Origin of the sequence: Pedobacter albus (assembly GCF_036324255.1) — a bacterium.
In the GTDB taxonomy this organism is placed as follows: Bacteria; Bacteroidota; Bacteroidia; order Sphingobacteriales; family Sphingobacteriaceae; genus Pedobacter; species Pedobacter albus.
The window spans coordinates 276,915-297,687 of the sequence record NZ_JAZDQT010000002.1 but is presented as its reverse complement, the minus strand read 5'-3'; the positions used below and the strand labels follow the sequence as shown (position 1 = coordinate 297,687).

The 20,773-nt window shown below is 44.3% G+C and carries 20 protein-coding genes; 11 read left to right on the top strand and 9 right to left on the bottom strand.

Going from position 1 to position 20,773, the window contains the following annotated elements:
- The first annotated feature begins 1 nt into the window (after position 1).
- From VRU48_RS11140 to VRU48_RS11130, 3 genes are all read left to right on the top strand, one after another.
- Positions 2-1,408 carry a c-type cytochrome domain-containing protein gene (locus tag VRU48_RS11140; RefSeq protein WP_330108000.1) on the top strand — a complete coding sequence of 469 codons (1,407 nt, stop codon included), beginning with the start codon at positions 2-4 and terminating at the stop codon, positions 1,406-1,408.
- A gap of 66 nt (positions 1,409-1,474) precedes the next feature.
- Positions 1,475-1,876: a hypothetical protein gene (locus tag VRU48_RS11135; protein WP_330107999.1), complete on the top strand. Its 402-nt coding sequence runs from the start codon at positions 1,475-1,477 to the stop codon at positions 1,874-1,876.
- Positions 1,877-1,885: 9 nt separating this feature from the next.
- On the top strand, positions 1,886-2,119 hold the full coding sequence (locus VRU48_RS11130; protein WP_330107998.1) for a hypothetical protein: 234 nt from the start codon (positions 1,886-1,888) through the stop codon (positions 2,117-2,119).
- A 207-nt stretch (positions 2,120-2,326) separates the two neighbouring features.
- Here the strand turns inward: VRU48_RS11130 and VRU48_RS11125 are convergent, their stop codons facing one another.
- Both VRU48_RS11125 and VRU48_RS11120 read right to left on the bottom strand, forming a co-directional pair.
- On the bottom strand, positions 2,327-4,609 hold the full coding sequence (locus VRU48_RS11125; RefSeq protein WP_330107997.1) for an aconitate hydratase: 2,283 nt from the start codon (positions 4,607-4,609) through the stop codon (positions 2,327-2,329).
- A gap of 462 nt (positions 4,610-5,071) precedes the next feature.
- Positions 5,072-5,752, bottom strand: coding sequence for a polysaccharide deacetylase family protein (locus VRU48_RS11120; protein ID WP_330107996.1), 681 nt, complete (start codon positions 5,750-5,752; stop codon positions 5,072-5,074).
- An 83-nt stretch (positions 5,753-5,835) separates the two neighbouring features.
- Between VRU48_RS11120 and VRU48_RS11115 the strand changes: the two genes are divergently transcribed.
- The 5 genes from VRU48_RS11115 to VRU48_RS11095 all read left to right on the top strand — a co-directional run bounded on the left by VRU48_RS11115 (position 5,836) and on the right by VRU48_RS11095 (position 11,203).
- Positions 5,836-7,197: a TolC family protein gene (locus VRU48_RS11115; RefSeq protein ID WP_330107995.1), complete on the top strand. Its 1,362-nt coding sequence runs from the start codon at positions 5,836-5,838 to the stop codon at positions 7,195-7,197.
- Positions 7,198-7,227: 30 nt separating this feature from the next.
- A complete protein-coding gene (locus VRU48_RS11110; RefSeq protein WP_330107994.1) occupies positions 7,228-8,589 on the top strand; it encodes an efflux RND transporter periplasmic adaptor subunit in 1,362 nt (453 codons plus the stop codon).
- 132 nt (positions 8,590-8,721) lie between these two features.
- Entirely contained in the window at positions 8,722-9,720 is a 999-nt protein-coding gene (locus tag VRU48_RS11105; RefSeq protein ID WP_330107993.1) for an NAD(P)H-dependent glycerol-3-phosphate dehydrogenase, read from the top strand.
- A gap of 3 nt (positions 9,721-9,723) precedes the next feature.
- Entirely contained in the window at positions 9,724-10,557 is an 834-nt protein-coding gene (locus tag VRU48_RS11100; protein WP_330107992.1) for an alpha/beta fold hydrolase, read from the top strand.
- Positions 10,550-11,203: a lysophospholipid acyltransferase family protein gene (locus tag VRU48_RS11095; RefSeq protein WP_330107991.1), complete on the top strand. Its 654-nt coding sequence runs from the start codon at positions 10,550-10,552 to the stop codon at positions 11,201-11,203. Before VRU48_RS11100 ends, VRU48_RS11095 begins: the two co-directional genes overlap by 8 nt.
- Positions 11,204-11,229: 26 nt before the next feature.
- Here the strand turns inward: VRU48_RS11095 and VRU48_RS11090 are convergent, their stop codons facing one another.
- A complete protein-coding gene (locus VRU48_RS11090; RefSeq protein ID WP_330107990.1) occupies positions 11,230-12,315 on the bottom strand; it encodes an alkaline phosphatase family protein in 1,086 nt (361 codons plus the stop codon).
- 147 nt (positions 12,316-12,462) lie between these two features.
- On the opposite strand from VRU48_RS11090, the gene VRU48_RS11085 reads away from it, so the two are divergent.
- Positions 12,463-12,810 carry a hypothetical protein gene (locus tag VRU48_RS11085; RefSeq protein WP_330107989.1) on the top strand — a complete coding sequence of 116 codons (348 nt, stop codon included), beginning with the start codon at positions 12,463-12,465 and terminating at the stop codon, positions 12,808-12,810.
- Between the two features lie 57 nt (positions 12,811-12,867).
- Here VRU48_RS11085 and VRU48_RS11080 read toward each other — a convergent pair whose 3' ends face one another.
- From VRU48_RS11080 to VRU48_RS11055, 6 genes are all read right to left on the bottom strand, one after another.
- A complete protein-coding gene (locus VRU48_RS11080; protein WP_330107988.1) occupies positions 12,868-14,730 on the bottom strand; it encodes a DEAD/DEAH box helicase in 1,863 nt (620 codons plus the stop codon).
- Between the two features lie 128 nt (positions 14,731-14,858).
- Positions 14,859-15,437, bottom strand: a complete 579-nt coding sequence (locus tag VRU48_RS11075; protein ID WP_330107987.1) for a hypothetical protein — start codon at positions 15,435-15,437, stop codon at positions 14,859-14,861.
- 218 nt (positions 15,438-15,655) lie between these two features.
- Entirely contained in the window at positions 15,656-16,492 is an 837-nt protein-coding gene (locus VRU48_RS11070; protein WP_330107986.1) for a carboxylesterase family protein, read from the bottom strand.
- 46 nt (positions 16,493-16,538) lie between these two features.
- On the bottom strand, positions 16,539-16,991 hold the full coding sequence (locus tag VRU48_RS11065) for a DoxX family protein (protein ID WP_330107985.1): 453 nt from the start codon (positions 16,989-16,991) through the stop codon (positions 16,539-16,541).
- Between the two features lie 37 nt (positions 16,992-17,028).
- Positions 17,029-17,478, bottom strand: coding sequence for a VOC family protein (locus VRU48_RS11060; RefSeq protein WP_330107984.1), 450 nt, complete (start codon positions 17,476-17,478; stop codon positions 17,029-17,031).
- A 9-nt stretch (positions 17,479-17,487) separates the two neighbouring features.
- Entirely contained in the window at positions 17,488-17,946 is a 459-nt protein-coding gene (locus tag VRU48_RS11055) for a DUF4293 domain-containing protein (RefSeq protein ID WP_330107983.1), read from the bottom strand.
- A 106-nt stretch (positions 17,947-18,052) separates the two neighbouring features.
- Here VRU48_RS11055 and truA point away from each other — a divergent pair, with 106 nt between their 5' ends.
- Together truA and VRU48_RS11045 are read left to right on the top strand one after the other, a co-directional pair.
- Positions 18,053-18,859, top strand: a complete 807-nt coding sequence (truA, locus tag VRU48_RS11050; protein ID WP_330107982.1) for a tRNA pseudouridine(38-40) synthase TruA — start codon at positions 18,053-18,055, stop codon at positions 18,857-18,859.
- Between the two features lie 122 nt (positions 18,860-18,981).
- Positions 18,982-20,772 carry an ABC transporter ATP-binding protein gene (locus VRU48_RS11045; protein ID WP_330107981.1) on the top strand — a complete coding sequence of 597 codons (1,791 nt, stop codon included), beginning with the start codon at positions 18,982-18,984 and terminating at the stop codon, positions 20,770-20,772.
- The last annotated feature ends 1 nt before the right edge of the window (position 20,773 follow it).

Sequence of the window (20,773 nt, the reverse complement as noted above, 5' to 3'; positions counted from 1 at the left end):
CATGCTCGAATTGTTAGGTCGTTTTCACCCCGTATTGGTGCATTTGCCCATCGGGATTTTGTTAATCGCGTGTCTTTTTCTGTTGCTGAGCTTAAGTCCGAAATTCGAAACCTTAAAGCCGGCCATCGGTATTACCTTGTTTTTAGGGATGCTAGGCGCCGTATTTTCCTGCATCACAGGCTATTTGCTGGCTCAAAGTGGAGATTATGAAGGTAAGTTGGTCGGCAATCACCAATGGATGGGTATCGCTACGGCGGCGGTTTCGCTGCTTTTGCTGCTCGTTTACAAATACACCAAATCAAACAAGATTTCGGGCATTACTGCTTTGGCACTCATCGTGCTGGTTTCCGTTACCGGACATTTGGGCGGTTCGCTAACCCATGGCGCCGACTACCTGACCGCTCCTTTAAAAGATGGTGGTTCGAAAACCACAATGGCCATTCCGCCCATCGCCAATATCCAAGAAGCACTCATTTATCAGGCGGCCATTCAGCCTTTGCTTCAAAATAGATGCTACAGCTGTCATGGAAGCGAAAAACAAAAAGGCAAATTAAGGTTAGATGAGCCAGCATTTATTTTAAAAGGCGGAGCAGCCGGTCATACGGTTGTGCCGGGCAAAGCCGATGAAAGCGAACTGATCAAAAGGATATTGTTGCCCATCAGTAACGAAGATCACATGGCACCTAAAGAAAAACCACAGTTAACGGCTCATGAAATAGAGCTTTTAAAATGGTGGATCAATAGTGGCGCTCCCTTCAACAAAAAGATAAAAGACCTGAAACAACCGGATAACATCAAGCCGGTATTGGCTGCCCTGCAAAAAGGAACAACAGCAAATGCCGAAGAAAAAGGGTCCGATATCCCCGAAAAAGAAGTTGGCCCTGCCAGCGAGCAAGCCCTAAAAGACCTGAAAGATGCCGGCGTAATGGTGGTGCCGGTAGCCCAGCAAAGCAATTACCTGAGTGCCAATTTCATCAATGCCAATGCGCTAAGCGAACAGGTAATGGATAAGGTAAAAGCCATTAAAGACCAGCTTATTTGGGTAAAGCTAGAACGTAAGGATGCCAGCGATGCCACGCTAAAGGCCTTGAAAGATTGCAAAAACATCATTCGCCTAAGCCTGAACAATAGCCAGGTTACCGACAATGGTTTAACCAGTTTAAAATCATTGGCCGAACTGCGCTCGTTAAGCCTGGTAGGTACAGCTGTAAGTGCAAAAGGAGTGGTCCAGCTTGCCCAGCTCAAAAAACTGCAATACATCTACCTTTACCAAACACAGGTACGGCGAACCGATTGGGACAACCTCAAAAAGCTGTTTCCACAAGCAAAGCTCGATTCGGGCAATTACCAAGTACCAACCCTGCCCAAAGACACCATAGAAGTAAAAGCTCCCGAAACGAAGAAATAAAATGTAGCGTTTGTTTGCTTTTATCCGTATAGTGTGGTAAAATCATGAAGATTTGGGACGAGTAATATGAAATATCAATATTTAAACAAGACATTTTTTGGACTGTTGCTGCTATTGTTTGCTTTAACTGGCTGTAAGGAAAAGGATTTTCAAAGCACGAGAAGCCAAGACCAGGCAGATTTGAGCCGACTGAGAATAGAGCTCGATAAGCTTTCTGGACAAAGTAACTGCGATGCAACTACCGAATGGGTAATTTTAGCTATCGGGGCCAAAAGCTGTGGCGGCCCTAGCGAATATATCGCCTATAACAAGAAAATCGATGTGGAGCAATTTCTTAAAAAAGTGGCCATTTATACCAATAAACAAAAGGCCTTTAACGTAAAATGGGGATTTGGTTCTGATTGTAGCGTTATTGAGCCACCAAAAAGTGTTGCCTGTGTTGATGGCAAAGCGAAGTTAGTTTACTAGCTTTGTAAAATGGATGATAAAATTATAGTTTACAAAACTTTTGAAAGCCCGATGGAAGCCAACATTGTGGCCGCGAAACTTAAGGATGCAGGTTTCGATTGTTTCCTGACCGGCGAAAACGCCGCTTTGGTTTACCCTGTTTTCGATACTTCCATCAGTGGCATCCAGTTGCATGTGTTTGAACGTGAAGTGGAGGCCATCAACGAATTTTTGGCCACTACCGATGCCCTGCCAGAAGACTAGGCTTAGTCTATAGCCCATGGTCAAGTCTTTTATTCATCGTCGAATATAAACCGTTAACTGTTCTCGCTTTGGTCTTTTGGCTTTAGTCTTTATCCTTCTGCCTTCCCTTAAGCGTTGAGGATAAAAAAAATCCCGCTTCGAAACCGAAACGGGATTTGATGATGAAAAGGCTTTTCAACTTTAGTCTTTAGCCTTTCAGCTTTAGTCTTACGCTTGACCAGCTTTGGCAGCCGCTTCCTTGCGGATAATGTTCAAAGCGCCACCGGCTTTAAACCACTCAATTTGTTGTTCATTATAGCTATGGTTAACTGTAATGGTTTCTTGAGTGCCATCGGCATGGTGCAATACCATTTGCAAAGGAACATTTGGCGCAAACGTAGTTAAGCCAATGATATCTAAGGTGTCGTCTTCTTTAATTTTATCGTAATCCTCTTTGTTGGCAAAAGTTAAGCCCAACATGCCTTGTTTTTTCAAGTTGGTTTCGTGGATACGGGCAAACGATTTTACCAATACGGCACGAACGCCCAAGTGACGAGGCTCCATAGCGGCGTGCTCACGTGATGAACCTTCGCCATAGTTTTCGTCGCCAACTACTACCGAGCCCAAGCCAGCAGCTTTGTAAGCACGTTGGGTAGCCGGTACCGGACCATATTCGCCAGTCAATTCGTTTTTAACGGTATCTGTTTTGTCGTTAAAGTAGTTTACGGCACCAATCAGCATGTTGTTCGAAATGTTGTCCAAGTGACCTCTAAACTTCAACCACGGACCAGCCATAGAGATATGGTCGGTTGTACATTTGCCTTTGGCTTTGATCAGCAATTTCAAGCCTTTAAGGTCGGTACCTTCCCAAGCTGCAAATGGATCTAACAATTGCAAACGGTGCGAAGTTGGAGAAACCAAAACCTGAACGTTAGAACCGTCTTCGGCAGGAGCCTGATAGCCGGCATCGTCAACAGCGAAGCCTTTGGTTGGCAATTCCCAGCCGGTAGGTTCGTCTAATTTTACCTGCTCACCCTTGTCGTTGGTTAAGGTATCGGTTAATGGATTGAAGCCCAAATCGCCGGCAATAGCCAAAGCGGCTACGATTTCTGGCGAAGTTACAAAAGCAAAAGTATTCGGGTTACCATCGGCACGTTTCGCAAAGTTTCTGTTAAACGAGTGTACAATGGTGTTTTTTTCTTGTTTTTCGGCACCTACACGATCCCACATCCCGATACACGGACCGCAGGCATTGGTAAAGATGGTGGCATCAAGATTCTCGAAAGTGGCCAATAAGCCATCGCGGTTTGCGGTGTAGCGTACTTGTTCAGAACCTGGGTTGATGCCAAATTCTGCTTTTTTAGCCAAGCCTTTGTCAATCGCTTGTTGGGCAATAGAAGCCGCGCGCGACAAATCTTCGTATGATGAGTTGGTACAAGAACCGATCAATCCCCATTCTACTTTGGTTGGCCAGCCATTGGCGGCAGCCACTTCTTTCATTTGCGAAATAGGGGTAGCCAAATCTGGCGTAAAAGGACCGTTCAAGTAAGGCTCCAATTCAGACAGGTTAATTTCGATCAATTGATCAAAATATTTCTCTGGATCGGCATAAACTTCCGGATCGCCGGTTAAGTATGAGGCAATGCCATTGGCCAAATCGGCCACTTCTGCGCGGTTGGTAGCGCGTAAATAACGCTCCATGCTGGCATCGTAGCCAAAGGTAGAAGTAGTAGCGCCAATTTCTGCACCCATGTTACAGATGGTGCCTTTGCCGGTACAGCTCAGGTTTTCTGCGCCGTCGCCAAAATATTCAACAATAGCTCCGGTACCACCTTTTACGGTTAAGATACCTGCTACTTTTAAAATCACGTCTTTGGCCGAAGTCCAGCCACTTAGTTTACCGGTTAGTTTTACACCGATCAATTTAGGGAATTTAAGCTCCCAAGGCAATCCGGCCATCACGTCGCAGGCATCGGCACCGCCTACGCCAATAGCAACCATGCCCAAACCACCGGCATTTACGGTGTGGCTATCGGTACCGATCATCATGCCACCCGGGAAGGCATAGTTTTCTAAAACTACTTGGTGGATGATACCTGCACCTGGTTTCCAGAAACCAATGCCGTATTTGTTAGATACTGAAGACAAGAAATCGAAAACTTCGGCACTTTCAGTTTTTGCGTGAGGCAAATCGATCTCGGCACCCGATTTGGCGGTAATCAAGTGGTCGCAGTGTACCGTAGAAGGCACAGCAACTTTTGGCCTGCCGGCTTGCATAAACTGCAAAAGCGCCATTTGCGCCGTCGCATCCTGCATCGCTACCCTGTCTGGAGCAAAATCTACATAATCGGTACCGCGAACAAATGCCGTGTTGGCATTGCCGTCCCAAAGGTGTGCGTATAATATTTTTTCTGAAAGTGTTAAAGGCCTGCCAACTACTTTACGGGCCGCTTCTACACGACTGCCAAAGTTTGCATACACCTTTTTAATCATTTCTATATCAAAAGCCATTGATAATTGGTGTTAAAAGGTAATCTATTCGTCTAATTGGTAGCGAATTTACAAAAAAAATAGGCTTAAAGGTATCATCTGTATCTCCTAATATTATTTGGAAATGTTCTAAATAATGCGGGGGCTGAAGGCGGAGGGTCGAAGGTGGAAGATTGAAGGCTGGAGGTGTGGCCATCTCGATGACTGATACGCTATGAACCGAGCAGTTTTCAGTTGCCGGTTTAACAATTTGGCAATTAAACAACAGGTCAACCTGTTATTAGCTAATCAACCAATCCACTAATGAACCAATGAACCGATGTACACTTACGAAGTTTTTAAAACTTCGTAAGTGTACGTTATCGAACATTTTTGTGCATTTATGAACAGTGGGTTGAAATATTTGTGTGGTAATGTGTTGTTTTTCAGGTTGTTGTTTGTGTGTTTTTGCTTTGGCATAAACTTGGCTTTGGGCTGTACGCTTCACAGCGTACCAAATTGGTAACCTTTATCGCTCAAATACTGGATGGTTTTGGGTAAAGCGTATTGCAAACGGTCAAAGGCTTTTAAGCTGTCGTGAAAAACAATGATAGCGCCGTTTTTTGTATTGCGGATTACATTTTGATAGCATTTTTCGGGGCTTAGCATTATGTCGAAATCGCCACTGAGCACGTCCCACATCACGATTTGCAGTTCTCGGTTGGTAGTTGGCAGCTCGTGAGTCGAAAATTGAGAACTGGAAACCGGAAACCGGGAACTGCCAACTAAAGCTTGTATCTTGCCGATCTGGCTCTTTTTGATCCGGCCGTAAGGTGGCCTGAAAAGGAGGGTTTGGGTAAGTTGCTGGCATTGCAGCAAGTTGTCAATGTAGGTTTCGTCGTCGGTTTTCCAACCTTTTAAATGGTTAAAGGTATGGTTTCCTATGGCATGGCCTTCGTTTTTAAGACGCTCAAAAATAGTGGGATGCTTCACAATATTGTCGCCAATACAAAAAAAAGTGGCCTTTATGCCATAGCTTTTTAAAGTATTTAATACAAAGTCTGTAACATTGGGTATAGGTCCGTCGTCAAAGGTTAAATAAACAGTTTTTTCCGAGCGGGACTTGTTCCATGTTAAAGATGGGTAATACCATTTGAGTAGGAGTGGAGATTTAACCAGGTACATGTCCAAAAGTAAACATTTAGGCTGTACTTAAAAATTTACAAAATTCGATTAATTGTTTATTTATTATTGTGAAACAAATTTTTATGAAACAAGTTGCCAATTACAGCTCTTTAGCAAAGCTTACCTTTATTTTCTCCTTCACCGCTATGCTTGGACTGGGCCAAAAAGCCGCTTCTCAAGAAGTGATTACGATTAAGCAGGCGGTAGAAAATACCTTAAAGAACAACCTTCAGGTTAAACAGTCGCAATTTTCAGAAAGCCTGTCAGATGTTTCGTTAAAACAGTCAAAGCTTAGTCTTTATCCAAGCTTGAATGGAAACATCGGGCAAAACATGGGTTGGGGAAGGAATGCTTTTGGTAATAGCGGTATCTATCAAAACACACAAAACTATAACCTTAATATTGGCTTAAGCGCTGGTATCGATGTATTTAGCGGCTTTACAAAGCTGAACCAGATTAAGCAAAATAAACTATTGCTTGATGCAGATAAAACCAATACCGAAAAAATAAAGAACGATTTGATTTTGCAGGTTATTACTTCATACTTGCAGATTTTATACAACAAAGATTTCCTAAAAACAGCCGAAGAACAATTGACTGTAGCTAAGCAGCAGCTTAACCAACAGCAACAATTGCTAGATGTGGGCAACAAAACCTTGGCCGATTTGTCGCAAGCCAAATCACAAGTGGCTACCGCCGAGCTCAATGTAACCAATGCGCTTAACACGCTTTCCATTTCTTACCTAACGTTGGCACAGCTGATGGATATTCCTTCGTCGACCAAATACGATGTGCAGGCACCATCCATCGAAAGTTTTTCACAGCCAAGTGGAGTTGCTGATGCAGAAGGAATCTATCAAAAAGCATTAGATAATTTTCCTGATATCAAATTGGGTGCGCAAAGAACGGCCGCCGCTAAGATTGGCGTAAACGTGGCTAAAGGAAGTTTATATCCTAGGCTCTCTTTAAGTGGCGGATACGGCTCTAGTTATTTCTATGATTTTAATGCCACTTCGCACCAGGCTCTTGCAAGTCAGTTGAAAAACAATATTTCAAAAAGCGTTGGACTATCCCTTTCGGTTCCAATTTTTAACGGTCTTCAAGCCAAATACGGCGTGAAAAGAGCTCAGATTAACTTGATGCAGACCGAAACGCAGGAGCAACTGGCTAAAAATAACCTGAACAAGGTAATTTATCAGGCAGTTGCCGATTTAAAAGCTGCGCAAAGCCGTTACGAATCGACTACCAATGCCTTTCAGGCGCAAAAAGATGCCTATTATGTAATTGAGCAACGCTATAATGTGGGCTTGGTTAACTCTTTAGACTACAGCACCGCATTAACCAATAAAAACAAAGCCGAAATAGATATGATCCAGGCCAAATACGACTTGTTGTTCAGGTCGAAGGTGATCGACTACTATTTGGGCAAACAGATTATATTTTAACCCGAAAACAAACATTACTTATCCATAATTATGAAACTTAAGCACATTTTAATTGGCGTCGGTATATTAATTGTACTCATTGCAGTGGCAAAAATGACCGGCCTTATTGGTGGAAAACAAATCGAAAAGGTAACCGTAGAGAAAGCAGGCGACAAAAAAGTTGTTGAAACCGTAACCGCTAGTGGCAAAATACAGCCCGAAGTAGAAGTTAAATTGAGCTCTGAAGTTTCTGGAGAGGTAACCGAACTTTTGGTAAAAGAAGGCGATGTGGTTAAAAAAGGCCAGTTGCTTTGTAAAGTAAGACCAGATGTATTGCAATCGGGCTACGAGCGTGCCGTTGCTTCTTATAATTCGCAAAAAGCTGCCGTAGCGGCTTCTGAGCAGGCCTTGGCCCAAAACCAAGCCAACTTTGTCAATGCCGAAGCTACCTACAAACGTAACGTTGAGCTGTACAACAAAAAAGTAATCTCTACTTCTGAATTCGATGCGGCCAAAGCAGCCTATTTAACTGCCAAAGCCAATTTGGCAAGCGCCAAAGAAAACGTAACTGGCGCCAAATTCGGTTTAGAGCAATCGGGAGCCAACGTAAAAGAAGCCGGTGCCAATTTGGCCAAAACAACCATTTATTCGCCGGTTGATGGGGTAGTTTCTAAACTTTCTATCGAGTTGGGCGACCGTATCTTGGGTACTTCGCAAATGGCAGGTACCGAAATCATGCGTATTTCGAACCTCAACACCATGGAGGTTAACGTTGACGTGAACGAAAACGACATCAACCGCGTAAACGTAGGCGATAGCGCCGTAATTGAAGTGGATGCCTTTGCCGATAAAAAATTCAGGGGTATTGTAACCGAAATTGCCAGTTCGTCAACCAGCGTAGGTACCACTACTTCTTCATCGGTAGACCAAGTAACCAATTTCTCAGTTAAGGTGCGCTTATTGCCAGATTCGTACAGCCAAGTAAAAGGTGGCGCCAAAGATTTGCCTTCGCCATTCAGGCCAGGACTTTCAGCCACAGTTGATATCGAAAGCGAATCGGTAACCGGTTTAGCCGTTCCAATCCAAGCGGTATTTACTGGCGATAAAGATAAATCGACCGATCCGATGACCAGTGGCAACGACCAGAATGCTGATAAGCAAAAAGCCAAGCTCACCGATAAAAAGGTAAAACAATACGTATACCTTTTCGACAGCAAAACCAGCACGGTTAAAAAGACGGAGGTAACTACAGGTATCCAAAACGATCAGTATATCATCGTAAAATCAGGCCTTAAAGCCAATCAGGAAATTGTTTCGGGTCCTTACTCGGCCATTCAAAACAAATTGTCTGACGGACTGAAGGTAGAAAAAACCACTAAGGATAAGCTATTTAGCACCGACGGGAAAAAGTAAGTTCCCAAACTCGCAATAATTAGGTATTTTTGAAAAAGATAAGGTTTAAAGTAAGTGCATTAGGCATTTGCTTTAAACCTTTTGTCTTTAGCACAGTTTTGCTTAAGTTCGTTAGATAACTTTTAATCGCTTATGATACCTAAAATTGCAATGATTGGTGGCGGAAGTTGGGCAACAGCTATCATTAAGATGCTGTCTGATAACTTCACGGAAAAGGAAATTTTCTGGTGGATGCGCAATGAAGAAGCCATCGCCCATATCAAGGCGTTTAAACATAATCCCAATTACCTGAGTTCTGTCGAAATCAAGGTGCCGGCCAACAATATTTCATCCGATATCCATGCCATTATCAAACAGGCCGATTATTTGGTACTCAATGTGCCTGCAGCTTTTTTAAAGGAAAGCCTGCAAGGTGTAAGTCCGGCAGATCTGAAGGGCAAGAAAATCGTATCGGCCATTAAGGGGATCGTGCCCGATGAAAACCTCATCATTGGCGAATTTATGCACCAAAAGTTCGAAGTGCCGTTAAACGATATTTTAGTGATCAGCGGGCCTTGCCATGCCGAAGAAGTAGCACTCGAAAAGCTGTCGTATTTGACCATTGCCAGTACCGATGTGGCCCAAGCCGATTATTTTGCCAAGCTGTTGGGCACCAGGTATATCAAAACCAATGTGTCTGACGATATTTTCGGAACCGAATATGCGGCGGTTTTAAAGAATATTTATGCAGTAGCCAGTGGCATTTGCCATGGCGTAGGCTATGGCGATAATTTTCAGGCCGTGCTCATTTCCAATGCCATCAGGGAAATCAAGGATTTTGTAGATGCCGTGCACCCCATTGATCGGGATATCAAGGAGTCGGCTTATTTGGGCGATTTATTGGTAACGGCCTATTCGCAGTTTAGCCGCAACCGTACCTTTGGCAACATGATTGGCAAAGGCTATACCGTAAAATCGGCCCAACTCGAAATGAATATGGTTGCCGAAGGCTATTATGCCTCGAGTTGCATGCATCACATCAACAAAAAATATAAAGTAGAAATGCCTATTGCCAGGGCGGTATATGCGGTTTTGTACGAAAAGCATTCGCCACATATCGAAATGCGCCTGCTGACCGAAAAGCTAAACTAAAGTATGCCCATTTTTAAGACCGCATCAAGCAACCTGCATTACCACGAGTATGGAAACGGCAAGGAGATTTTGCTGGCCTTCCATGGTTTTGGTATGCGTGGCACTCAGTTTAAAGTGCTTGAAGAAGCTTTTGGCCAAAAATACCGCATCATTAGTTTCGATTTGTTTTTTCATGGCGAAACACGCCTCAACGACAATTCGGTAGGGCATATCCGTAAAGGTCTTGATGCCCGCGAATTTGCTGCGCACATCAACCAGTTTCTCGATGCCGAATTTCCCGGAACAGAAAAAGTAGCCCTGTTGTCGTATAGCATCGGCACGAGAATGGCCCTTTGTCTGATAGAGAACTTGCCGCATAGAATTGCGGCTACTTACCTCATTGCGCCCGACGGCATAGAGCCAAACCGCTTGTTGAAGCTAGGCGGTGCCAATTTTGTGGTGAACAGGATTTTTTACAAACTGGTTTATAGTCCCAAAACCGTTACTTTTTGCTTAAATCTGTTGCTGAAGCTCAATTACATCGACGAGGCCATCCATCGGATTTTAAAGGCTGAGTTTGGCACTACCGAAACAAGGCTCACTTGCTACAATACCATTACCTATTACGCCCAGCTCAAGTTTAACCGCAAGCGTATTGCCGAAGCCATCAATACACACAAAATCGACTGCCATTTTTATTTTGGCAAAAAAGACAAGCTCTTCCCCAGCAAAATTGGCGAACGGTTTAGTACCTTGCTTGCCGATCCGAACATCCATGTGTTTGATGGCGGACACGAATTGGTAAATGCAGAAATGAACAATTATTTGGCCACCCAGCTTAAACAACATCATGATTAAAGACAGGCCCATCCGATTGGTACAATGGTTAATGCTGGCGGCAGAAAAGTATTTGTTGTCTAAGTTTTCGAAGATCGTTTTCTTGGATGCGCCAGTCATCAAAACCGAGGTGGCCACCCTGTTGGTGATGAACCACTTTAGCTTTAACGATGGGCCAATGATGCACTTTCTTTGCCGGAAAGTACTGAAAAAAGAGTTTAAGGTAATGGTGCTCGAAGAGCAGATGCGTAATTTCAAGCCGTTAAAGTACATCGGCTGTTTTTCTGTCGACAAAAAATCAAAGTCTATTGTCGATTCGCTCAATTATGCGGCATCTTTACTAAGCGATCCTAAAAATATGCTGGGCATCTTTCCGCAAGGTGGGGTTTACTCGCAGCATTTAGATCGCATCCATTTTGAACAGGGCTTAGACCGTATTCTCAAAAAGAACAAACAACCTATCCAAGTGGTTTTTGCAGTGGTACTGCTCGATTTTTTGGCCAATTTTAAGCCCAAAGCCAATGTCTACCTGATGGATTATGCAGGTCAGCAGGATGCTGCAGCCATGGAAGAGGCGTACAATGCCTTTTATCAATCGTGCAAACAAACCCAGCGCAAGCAATATAATCCGCCAGCATACACTTACGAAGTTTCTAAAACTTCGTAAGTGCCTCGCCAAGACGAAATCTTAGCTTATTGCTTAAACGCCGTTGGAATAAATGCTCCAATAGTATGGTTGGCCGTAAACGTGAAGCCTAACAATTTGGCCATGGTTTGCGCAATTTGGTCCTGGTAAATTTGCTCCTCGCCTTTCATTTCTCCGCCAGCCGGTGTATCTGGGCCAATTACGGCCAGCCAGGTTTCGTTTGAACCGGGTGCCGAAGTGCCGTGCGATACCCACTTGCCATTAGTGCCACGGCCGTGATCTGGGCAGATTACAAAAGTGGTATTGTCTTTGTAAAAAGGGTCGGCCTGCATGGCTTTCCATAAATTGCCAATCATGGCATCGATGTAATTGGCGCAATCGAGGTAAAAATCATATTGTCCGGCGTGCCCAAAATCGTCGGGGTCTGCAAAATCGATATACACCATTTTCGGGTGGTTGGCGGCAATATAAGTTTTGGCAATGGCATAGGTGTTGGCATCCCAACGTACTTCCTTGCCAAAATAAGTTGGCAGATAGTCTTGCAGTTCGTTGGCCAATTGCTGGGCTTCTGTAAGTTTGGCGCCGCTTACTTTTTCGTAGGGGTTAATCAAGGGCATCTTGTTCCGGTCGTGGTTAACGATTTGGGCCACTGGTGCCCAGCCGGCAAAAGTAACCACTTTGCCTTGGTAGCCTTTTTGCTGATTTACAAACTCCAAGACATTTTCGTTGGGATTATTGGGATAGCTGTTGCTGTTTACTTTCGGGTCGGCATAACCGGTTATGGTTTCGCTGCGACCAGGATAGCTGAACCAATAAGGATTCCTAACGTTTACCTTGTTGCCCAAAGTCCGGTTGCCATAAAGCTGTCCCTGTTTGGCTAGCGTACCCCAAAAAAATGGCATCAGCAAATTTCTTCTTTCGGCAACGCTGTTGGCCCAATATTTTTTAAAAACAGCACTTGAATCTTGTTGGCGATACTTCTTAAGTTTCATGAGCGAAGAATCGGCGCCATTAAATAATTCCTGCCAGCGATAGCCGTCGACAGAAATGAAGACAATGTTTCTCGTTTTGGTGGTTTGGGCCAGTGCGCCCAGAGCCATACAGGCGAACAATAAGGTTAATTTCAGTTTCATATACGTAAATGATTTGTTTAGTAAAATTAAACTTTTATTATAAATTTTAAATTAATTTTTAGGCGTAGGTCCGTTAAGTTGCTCAATTTTCAAAACAAAGCAGCCATTGCCTTGTTTCTAGTTAAAATCTAGTTAAAATAACGTATCATGAAAAGAAAGTATTTAATTGGCCTAGCAGCCATGGCAATGATTGCTTCGGTTACTTTTACTGCGGTAGCACAAGAAAAGCAGGAAAAGAAGACCAAGGTAGGCAAAGCGTTGAGTAAAACCGGCCATGCCGTTGAGAAAGGCGCAAAAAGTGTGGGCAACAAAACGGCCGAAGTAGCGGTTAAGGGCGCTTCTAAGGTGGCCGACGAGACTTACAAAGGCAAAATGGCACCCGATGGTTCTAACGTGTATATCGACGGCAAGAACAAGAAATATTATGTAAACAAAAAAGGCGCAAAGGTTTACCTCAAGGCCAGCGAAATTAAAGACAGACCAAAAGAAAATTAGGTATAAAAAAACCCGGTCAACTGAATGATCGGGTTTTTGTTTTTTATGGGCTTGGGTCTATGACCTGCGTTTGCTTCCGCCTCTGTCGCCACGGCTATCGCGACGATCGCCACGGTTTGTACCGTAACCGCCTCTATCTTCACGGCTGCGACCAGAGAAATCCCTGAAACCGCCACCACCATTGAAGTTTCCGCCTTCGCGACGGCCTGAACCGCCTCTTCTGTCGCCACCACCATAACCACCACGATCGCGATCGCGACGGCCACTGCCACCACCAAAGCTGCGTTTTTCGCTACGGGCTTCTTCAGAGGTTTTTTCCAACCTTACTTCGCGGCCGTTGTATTGAACGTCTTTAAAGTTGTTGAACAATGAATCAACCGAATCGTTTTCTACCTCAATAAAAGAGAAAACACCTTTCAAGTCGATTTTGCCAACTGCCTTGCCGCTGATTTTGCCATTGTTACATACAAAACCCAACAAATCGCCTCTGGTAAAATCGTCAACCGAACCTACGTTGATGAACAAACGGGTATAATCGCTGTTGCCAAAGTTTCTTGGGCCACGATCGCCTCTGTCGCCACGCTCTTCGGCACTTGCGTTCAGGTCTGGGGCGTTTTTGTAGTATTCTAAGAAACGGTTAAATTCTAACGATGCAAAACGTTTAATCACCTCTTCTTTGCTCAATTCGGCAAACTCGTCCATGATACGTGGAATGTACTGGTCGATTTGGTCGGTGTTTACTTCTACGTTGTGTACTTTGTGTACCAAGGCGAACAATTGTTTTTCGCATACGTCGAAACCTGTTGGCAATTCGGCTTTGGTAAACTGCTTGCCAATAATTCTTTCGATCTGACGGATCTTGCCGATCTCTTTCGAGTTAACGATACAGATAGAAACACCGGTTTTGCCTGCACGACCGGTACGGCCGCTGCGGTGGGTGTAGCTTTCAATCTCGTCAGGCAATGCGTAGTTGATAACGTGGGTCACGTTGTTTACGTCGATACCGCGGGCGGCCACGTCTGTTGCAATCAGCAATTGCATGTGTCTTTCGCGAAAACGTTGCATTACCTTGTCGCGTTGTTGCTGCGAAAGGTCGCCGTGCAAAGAATCCGCGTTATAACCGTCTTTGATCAAGTGATCTGCCACTTCTTGCGTATCCATTTTGGTTTTGCAGAAAACCACGGCAAAAATTTCCGGGTTAAAATCTACAATACGTTTCAGGGCGGCATATTTATCTCTGGCACGAACCACATAATATTCGTGGTCGATGTTGACGTTGCCAGTATTTTTGGTGCCCATGGTCAATTCTACAGGGTTTTCCATATAGTTTTTGGCTATACGGCGAACTTCTGCAGGCATGGTGGCAGAAAATAACCATGTTTTTTTGTCGTCTGGAGTAGTAGACAAGATATCGTTGATGTCTTCTTGGAAGCCCATGTTCAACATTTCGTCGGCTTCGTCTAGTACTACATATTTCACGTTAGAGAAATCGATGGCTTTACGGCCAATGATGTCTAACATACGGCCGGGCGTGGCCACTACGATTTGTACGCCATTGCGTATCTCGCGTAGTTGTTGCATAATGTTCGCGCCACCGTAAACGGCAACTACGTGTGCATTAGGCGTGTTTTTTGAGAAATTCTTGATGTCGTTTGCAATTTGCAGACAAAGCTCACGGGTAGGGCACAAAATCAGTGCCTGTGGCTTATTGCTCTTAAAGTCTATCAATTCTAACAGCGGCAATCCGAATGCGGCTGTTTTTCCTGTTCCTGTTTGGGCCAAACCAACAAAGTCGTTACTACCTTCTAACAGTACAGGAATGGATTGCTCCTGAATAGGCGTAGGATTTTCGAAACCTAGCTCTTTTACGGCATTAACAACGTCATCACTTATCCCCAATTTACTAAATGGGTTTATCATTATAACATTTTTTAATTAAGCCGCAAAGGTACGGTTAATATTCCGTATTTCACAGATTTTCAGGGAAATAGTTTTTGAAAGTGCCCCTGTGTCAAATGGGTTGACTTTGAGTAGGTTAGTAGGTACGGCTAACTGATCCAATTACAATACGTTTTTACGATTTTCCATTGCTTGCCTTCTTTTTTGTATAAACTGAGTCGGCCAGTGCCGCAAAGCCATCCGCAGCCGTTTGAATTATAAAAAAGACAATAGGTGTTATTTCTCAAAAAAATGGGAGCGGAATAAGAAGAAACACTGCGGCCTATTTTTTTGTAAAAGTAATCCCAGCCTTTTTTGCGATCGTTAAAAATTTGGCTAATGGTATCGGCACTGATCAATTTAGTGTTGGGAATGAGGTCGGTTGTCCATTTTTTAATGGGCGGTTGTGTACTTTGCTGTATGACGTAGTCCAGTTCGGCTTTGGTTAACAAACTATCTTCCTTTAGCCCGTCCAAACAGTTAAAGCCCGCGCCGCTGTCGGGTCTGTCGTTTAAAATGTAATCGTCTTTTGGTGCAACAGCCCGAATAAAATCGGTAGCTTGTTTAAGGTAGGCCGCATTTGCTGTAGCCAAATTCTTTTCCGCTCTTTCTTTTGGCGTGCTGCAGCCTGTAAGCAAAAGGCCGGCAAGCATTACAGCCCAAAAGTAGTGGATTACATTAATGTGCATAAGTTTTTGTTTGGGTTTTATTGGATAGATGCGCAACAAGGGTTTATTCCATAATCAGTTTGTCAAATTAAGCGCTTTGGAGCGCAATCTCACTGCCATGATGAAGGCAAGTCCGGCTTTCCGCTATATCTTTTTGTCTTGGCAACCAAAAAGGATGACGCTTCAATCCGGGCTATTTAACCAATGCAGTGCAAAAAAAATAATGCAGCAGTTGGCTTTTAACGGCGTTGATTAAAAAGCCAACGGGGCAGTTGGTCAGTCAAAAGCAGGGGCATGTTAATCGTGTTGTGATCCAGTTCTGTAAAGGTGATAAAAGTTGCCTTTGGATTGCCTTTCAGTTTGCTGAACAGTTCAGCGCTGCCTCTATAGGGGTTTTCATCGTCCTTTTGACCGTGGATGAGGAGGATGTTTTTGCGTTTCATTGCCTTGAGGTTGGAGAAATCGGGAACGGCCGCAATAGAAACCATGGCTGCGAACTTTTTGGGAGCCAAGCTGAGCAGGTTTTGCGCCGTTGAAGCACCCATAGAATAGCCAACCAGGTAAATACGATCCTTGTCTATCTCAGGAAATTCTTGTTCGAGCTGTCGGAGCAAGCCAAGGACCAAGTTGACCTGCTCAGTAGGTTTTGATTCTAAAAAACCGGCTTTATTTTCGCTGTAGTTTGAAGAACGCTCGTTAAAATGAGGCGCCACAACAAAACAAGGGTAGTTGTTGTAAATTTCGTCCCTAAGCCATATCCTTGCCAAGGGCTCGAGCTGTTTCTCGTTGTCGTTGCCAATTCGAGCAGAATTATGGAAGGTAATGATCAGCGGATATTTTTGAGTCTTGTCGTAGTTTTTAGGCAACAGCAGCCGATAAGGCAGTGCTTGCTCTTGTTGTTTGTAGGTCCGTTTTTGAAAGTTTTCGGTCGGAATTTGGTTGAGCGTGGCCCTGGTTTGCGCAGCGCTTAGGCTGTCTACTTTAACGTGGTTATAGCTTTGCTCCTGTGCAAATGAGCGGTGGGTAATGAGCAATACCAAAAGAAAAATAGAGCAGGCAGCTTGTTTGGACATCATAGCGGTTGGGCGCATGGGGTTAAATGGAGAATTTAAAGGCTGAAAATTATAAGGCTATGCAAAAGAAATATACCCAAGCCATAAAAAACAATTGCAAGGGAATCCTGAACCAAAGGTATTTTGGCCCGGGACCATCAAAAGTGCCTTTCTGGTAGTCGATATGTTGCAGGGCGGTTTTGATATTGGCCGGTAGCATGATGGCCAAAAAGACCAAAAGTGCCCAGGCGGTGTCTATGCGCCAGTCTTTTAGCAGCAAGCCAATGGCAAAGGCAAGTTCGAGTAGGCCGGTCAAATAAACCATGCCTGTTTTAAAAGGCACAAAATTCGGAACCATCAAAGCCATGCCTTTGGGAAATGCGAAATGGCCAATGGTGGTAAAAACGAGCATGGCCGCCATGGCGATGCTTCCCGATAAGGCAAAATTATAGGTGCCTGTTGCGTACCGGGTTACAAATAGGCTGATGATGAAGACGCCGATCAGTACAAATAAAGGTTTCATTTGGGTTGCTTTTGTAAAAAAGGTTTTGTTTGGAAGCCTACTTTTGGGCCATCCACTGTTCATAAGAAACAACGCCCAGTTCGGGCTTGGCCTCACCCTCCAATATGGCAATAAATTCTAACGAGTTGCCGTCGGGGTCGTTAAAATAGATGGCTATGGCTGGCATCCAGGCAAAAACCATGGGTTCTTCGCTGCCGTTTTTTAGAAAGTTGTAGGGCTTCAGGTTCCTGTCTTTTAGGAACTGGACTGAATGCTGCAAAATATCGTCTACCTCGCACCTAAAAGCAAAATGCCTTTTGGCTACTTCTCCTGCAGGTTTTTCCCAAATGCCCAGCATGGCGCCCTGGGCTTCGCCAATCCAGAAGAAAGCAATACGGCGAGCCTCTTCGTAGTGGCATTGGGTTAAGCCGAGCGTGTTTTTATAGAAATCGATAGACCGTTCCAGGTTTTCGACCTCGATATGGGTTTCGTAAAGTCCTTTGATCATGAGTCAAATCTACCGCAAACGGTCGGCAGACTTGATCAGTTTTTCGTCATTATTAATGCCACGGATAGCCAACAGGATAAAGAAAATCGAAATGACAGGCAAAAACAGGCCAACGTTATAATTGGCATTTTCCAAGCCACCAGGTATTTTTTTGGCATATTGGCTGCACCAGAAAGAAAGGCCGATAATGAGTACGATGGTAACAAGGGCTATTCTCTTTTGCAAGGCTCTTTTGCGGAAATTGAAGATGTTGAAAAGGGCTAGCAGGGCTATGGCAATGGTGCTGATCAGAACAGGCAACGAAGCTTCTAGCTGTTTGCTTTGTTCGCCTACCTTTTCATAAATGCCCTGGGCGGTTAAAAGGTATTGTGCGCTGCCAATGGAAGTGTTGACAATAGGAACAAAAATTAAGCAACTGATCGTTACACAGGCCAGCAACAGCCAAATAGATTGTATTCTTTGTATCATATAATTCCAGATAATTTTAACAAACTTAGCTAAAAAATGCATTTAAAAGCAATAAATACATGCGCTGTTTGACGTAAAAAAGATTTTGCGAAAATAGCCATGGCAAATGCAGGCTGCCCAAAGGATTAATGCACAGAAAAAAGTATTTTTGCAGCAAGTGAACAAGAAAAGGTACTTTATCGAATTGAGCTACGATGGCACCAGCTATCATGGTTGGCAAACGCAGCCGAACGGAATTACGGTTCAGGAATGTTTGGATAAGGCATTGGGCATTTTCTTTAGGCAGGAAATAGCGAGCTTGGGCTGCGGGCGTACCGATGCCGGCGTACATGCCACGCAGTTTTTTGCCCATTTTGACGTGGTCGACCTGCCCGAGGCCACGGTGCTGCATGCCGTTGGGGGCATCAATTCGCTTTTGCCTTACAGCATTGCGGTTAAACGGATTTTTGCTGTTGATGGGGAGGCCCATGCACGTTTTGATGCCACTTCGCGTTCCTATAAATACCATCTCCACTTTGAGAAAGATCCCTTTAAGCTAGATCGTTCTTGGCTGTATAAAGGCTCGCTCAATGTGGCTGCCATGAACCAGGCCGCGCAATTGTTGTTGGATTTTACTGATTTTTCTTGTTTCAGCAAGTCGAAAACCCAGACTTTTACCAATAATTGCAAGATTACCGAAGCCAGGTTTGAAGAAAGGGCTGATGGCTTGGTCTTCAATATCAGTGCCGACCGTTTTTTAAGGAACATGGTGAGGGCCATTGTAGGTACGCTGGTGCTGGTGGGCAAGGGCGATTTGGCTCCTCAGGGCGTAGCCGATATTGTGGCCAGCAAAAGCCGCAGCAAAGCCGGACAGTCGGTGCCTGCCTGTGGCCTGTATTTGGTTAAGATCGAGTATCCTTATGTGAATGAGTGAATTAGAGAATTAGAGAATGAGTGAATGAAGGAATTAGAGAATATGTTGTAGTTAAAAACATTCATTTGTAATGTAAAACATTCAATCATTGAGACATTCAATCATTCAAAATTAAAATAACTATGTCTAAAATAACTGGAGATGCCATTAATGTGAACCTGCTCAAGCGTGTTTTTGAGTATGTAAAGCCTTATCGTGCGGTTTTCAGGTGGTCGGTGGCGCTTACCTTGCTCCTGGCTGTTATTACGCCGGTTAGGCCTTACCTCATTGGTTACACCCTAGACCAGTTTATTTTAAAAGGAAACTACAAAGGCTTGGTAAGCATGATAATCTTGATGGTTGCCCTGTTGGTGCTCCAAACCCTGGTGCAGTACAGTCAAACACTGTCTACCAATACGCTGGGCCAATCGGCCATTAGAGATTTACGCATCAATGTGTTCAATCACATCAGCAAACTCAGGCTCAAGTATTTCGACCAAACGCCTATCGGGCAGCTGATTACACGTACCGTTTCCGATTTGGAAACCATTGCCGATATCTTTTCGGAAGGCCTGATCGCCATGGTTGGCGATTTGTTGCAGGTTGTCGTCATCATTGGCGTGATGCTCTATATGGACTGGGAACTGACCCTGGTGGTGCTGTTGCCTATACCTTTCCTTATCATCGCTACCCGTATTTTTCAAAAGGCCATCAAAGTGGCTTTTCAGGAAATCAGAACCGAGGTGTCTAACCTCAATACTTATTTGCAGGAACACATCAGTGGGATATCCATTATCCAATATTTTGCCAGGGAAGAACAGGAGTACAAGAAATTTAAAAAAATCAATTCGCGTTACCGCGATGCCAATATCCGATCCAATTGGTATTATTCTATCTTTTTTCCGGTTGTAGAGTTGATTTCTGCGCTTTCGCTGGGCTTGCTCATCTGGTATGGCGCTAAAATGATTTTAGATAAACCCTTAAATGTAAAGCCCGGCACCATTACCACTTTCATCATGTTCATCAACATGTTGTTTAGGCCCATCAGGGAGCTTGCCGATAAATTCAATACCCTGCAAATGGGTATGGTAGGGGCCGAACGTGTTTTTAAGGTGCTCGATACCGATGAAGCCACCGAAAACAAAGGCACTTATGCGCCAGCCAAGATGGAGGGAGAAATCAGTTTTGAACAGGTGTGGTTCAGCTATAACCAAGACGGCGAAGTACCCGAAGATGGCTATGTGCTTAAAAATATTTCGTTCGAGGTAAAACCGGGGCAAACCGTGGCTTTGGTAGGGGCTACGGGAGCGGGCAAATCTTCCACCATCAATATCCTCAATCGCTTTTACGAAATCCAGAAAGGTACCATCAAGGTTGATGGCGTAAACATTAAAGACTATGAGTTGGGCTACCTGCGCAGCCATATTGCCACGGTGCTACAGGACGTATTTCTGTTTTCAGACACGATTTTTAACAACGTTACGCTCAGCAATCCCGCAATTACCATTGATGAAGTAGTAGCGGCCGCCAAAAAAGTAGGGGCACATGATTTTATCGAACGCTTGCCGGGAGGCTACCACTACAATGTGATGGAACGCGGTGCTACGCTTTCGGCCGGGCAGGCCCAATTGCTGTCGTTTATCCGTGCCTTGGTTTACCAGCCTGCCATACTTGTACTCGACGAAGCTACTTCATCGGTTGATACCGAAACCGAAATGCTGATCCAAAATGCCATCGACAAACTGATGAATGGCCGGACTTCCATCGTCATTGCGCATCGCTTGTCGACCATCCAAAAGGCCGACTTGATTATTGTGTTAGACAAAGGCGAAATCAAGGAAAAAGGTACCCACCAGCAGCTGCTTAAAATAGACGGCTACTACAAGCGTTTGTACGAACTGCAGTTTTCTTCGGCCGGAATTGCCAAGGACTAAC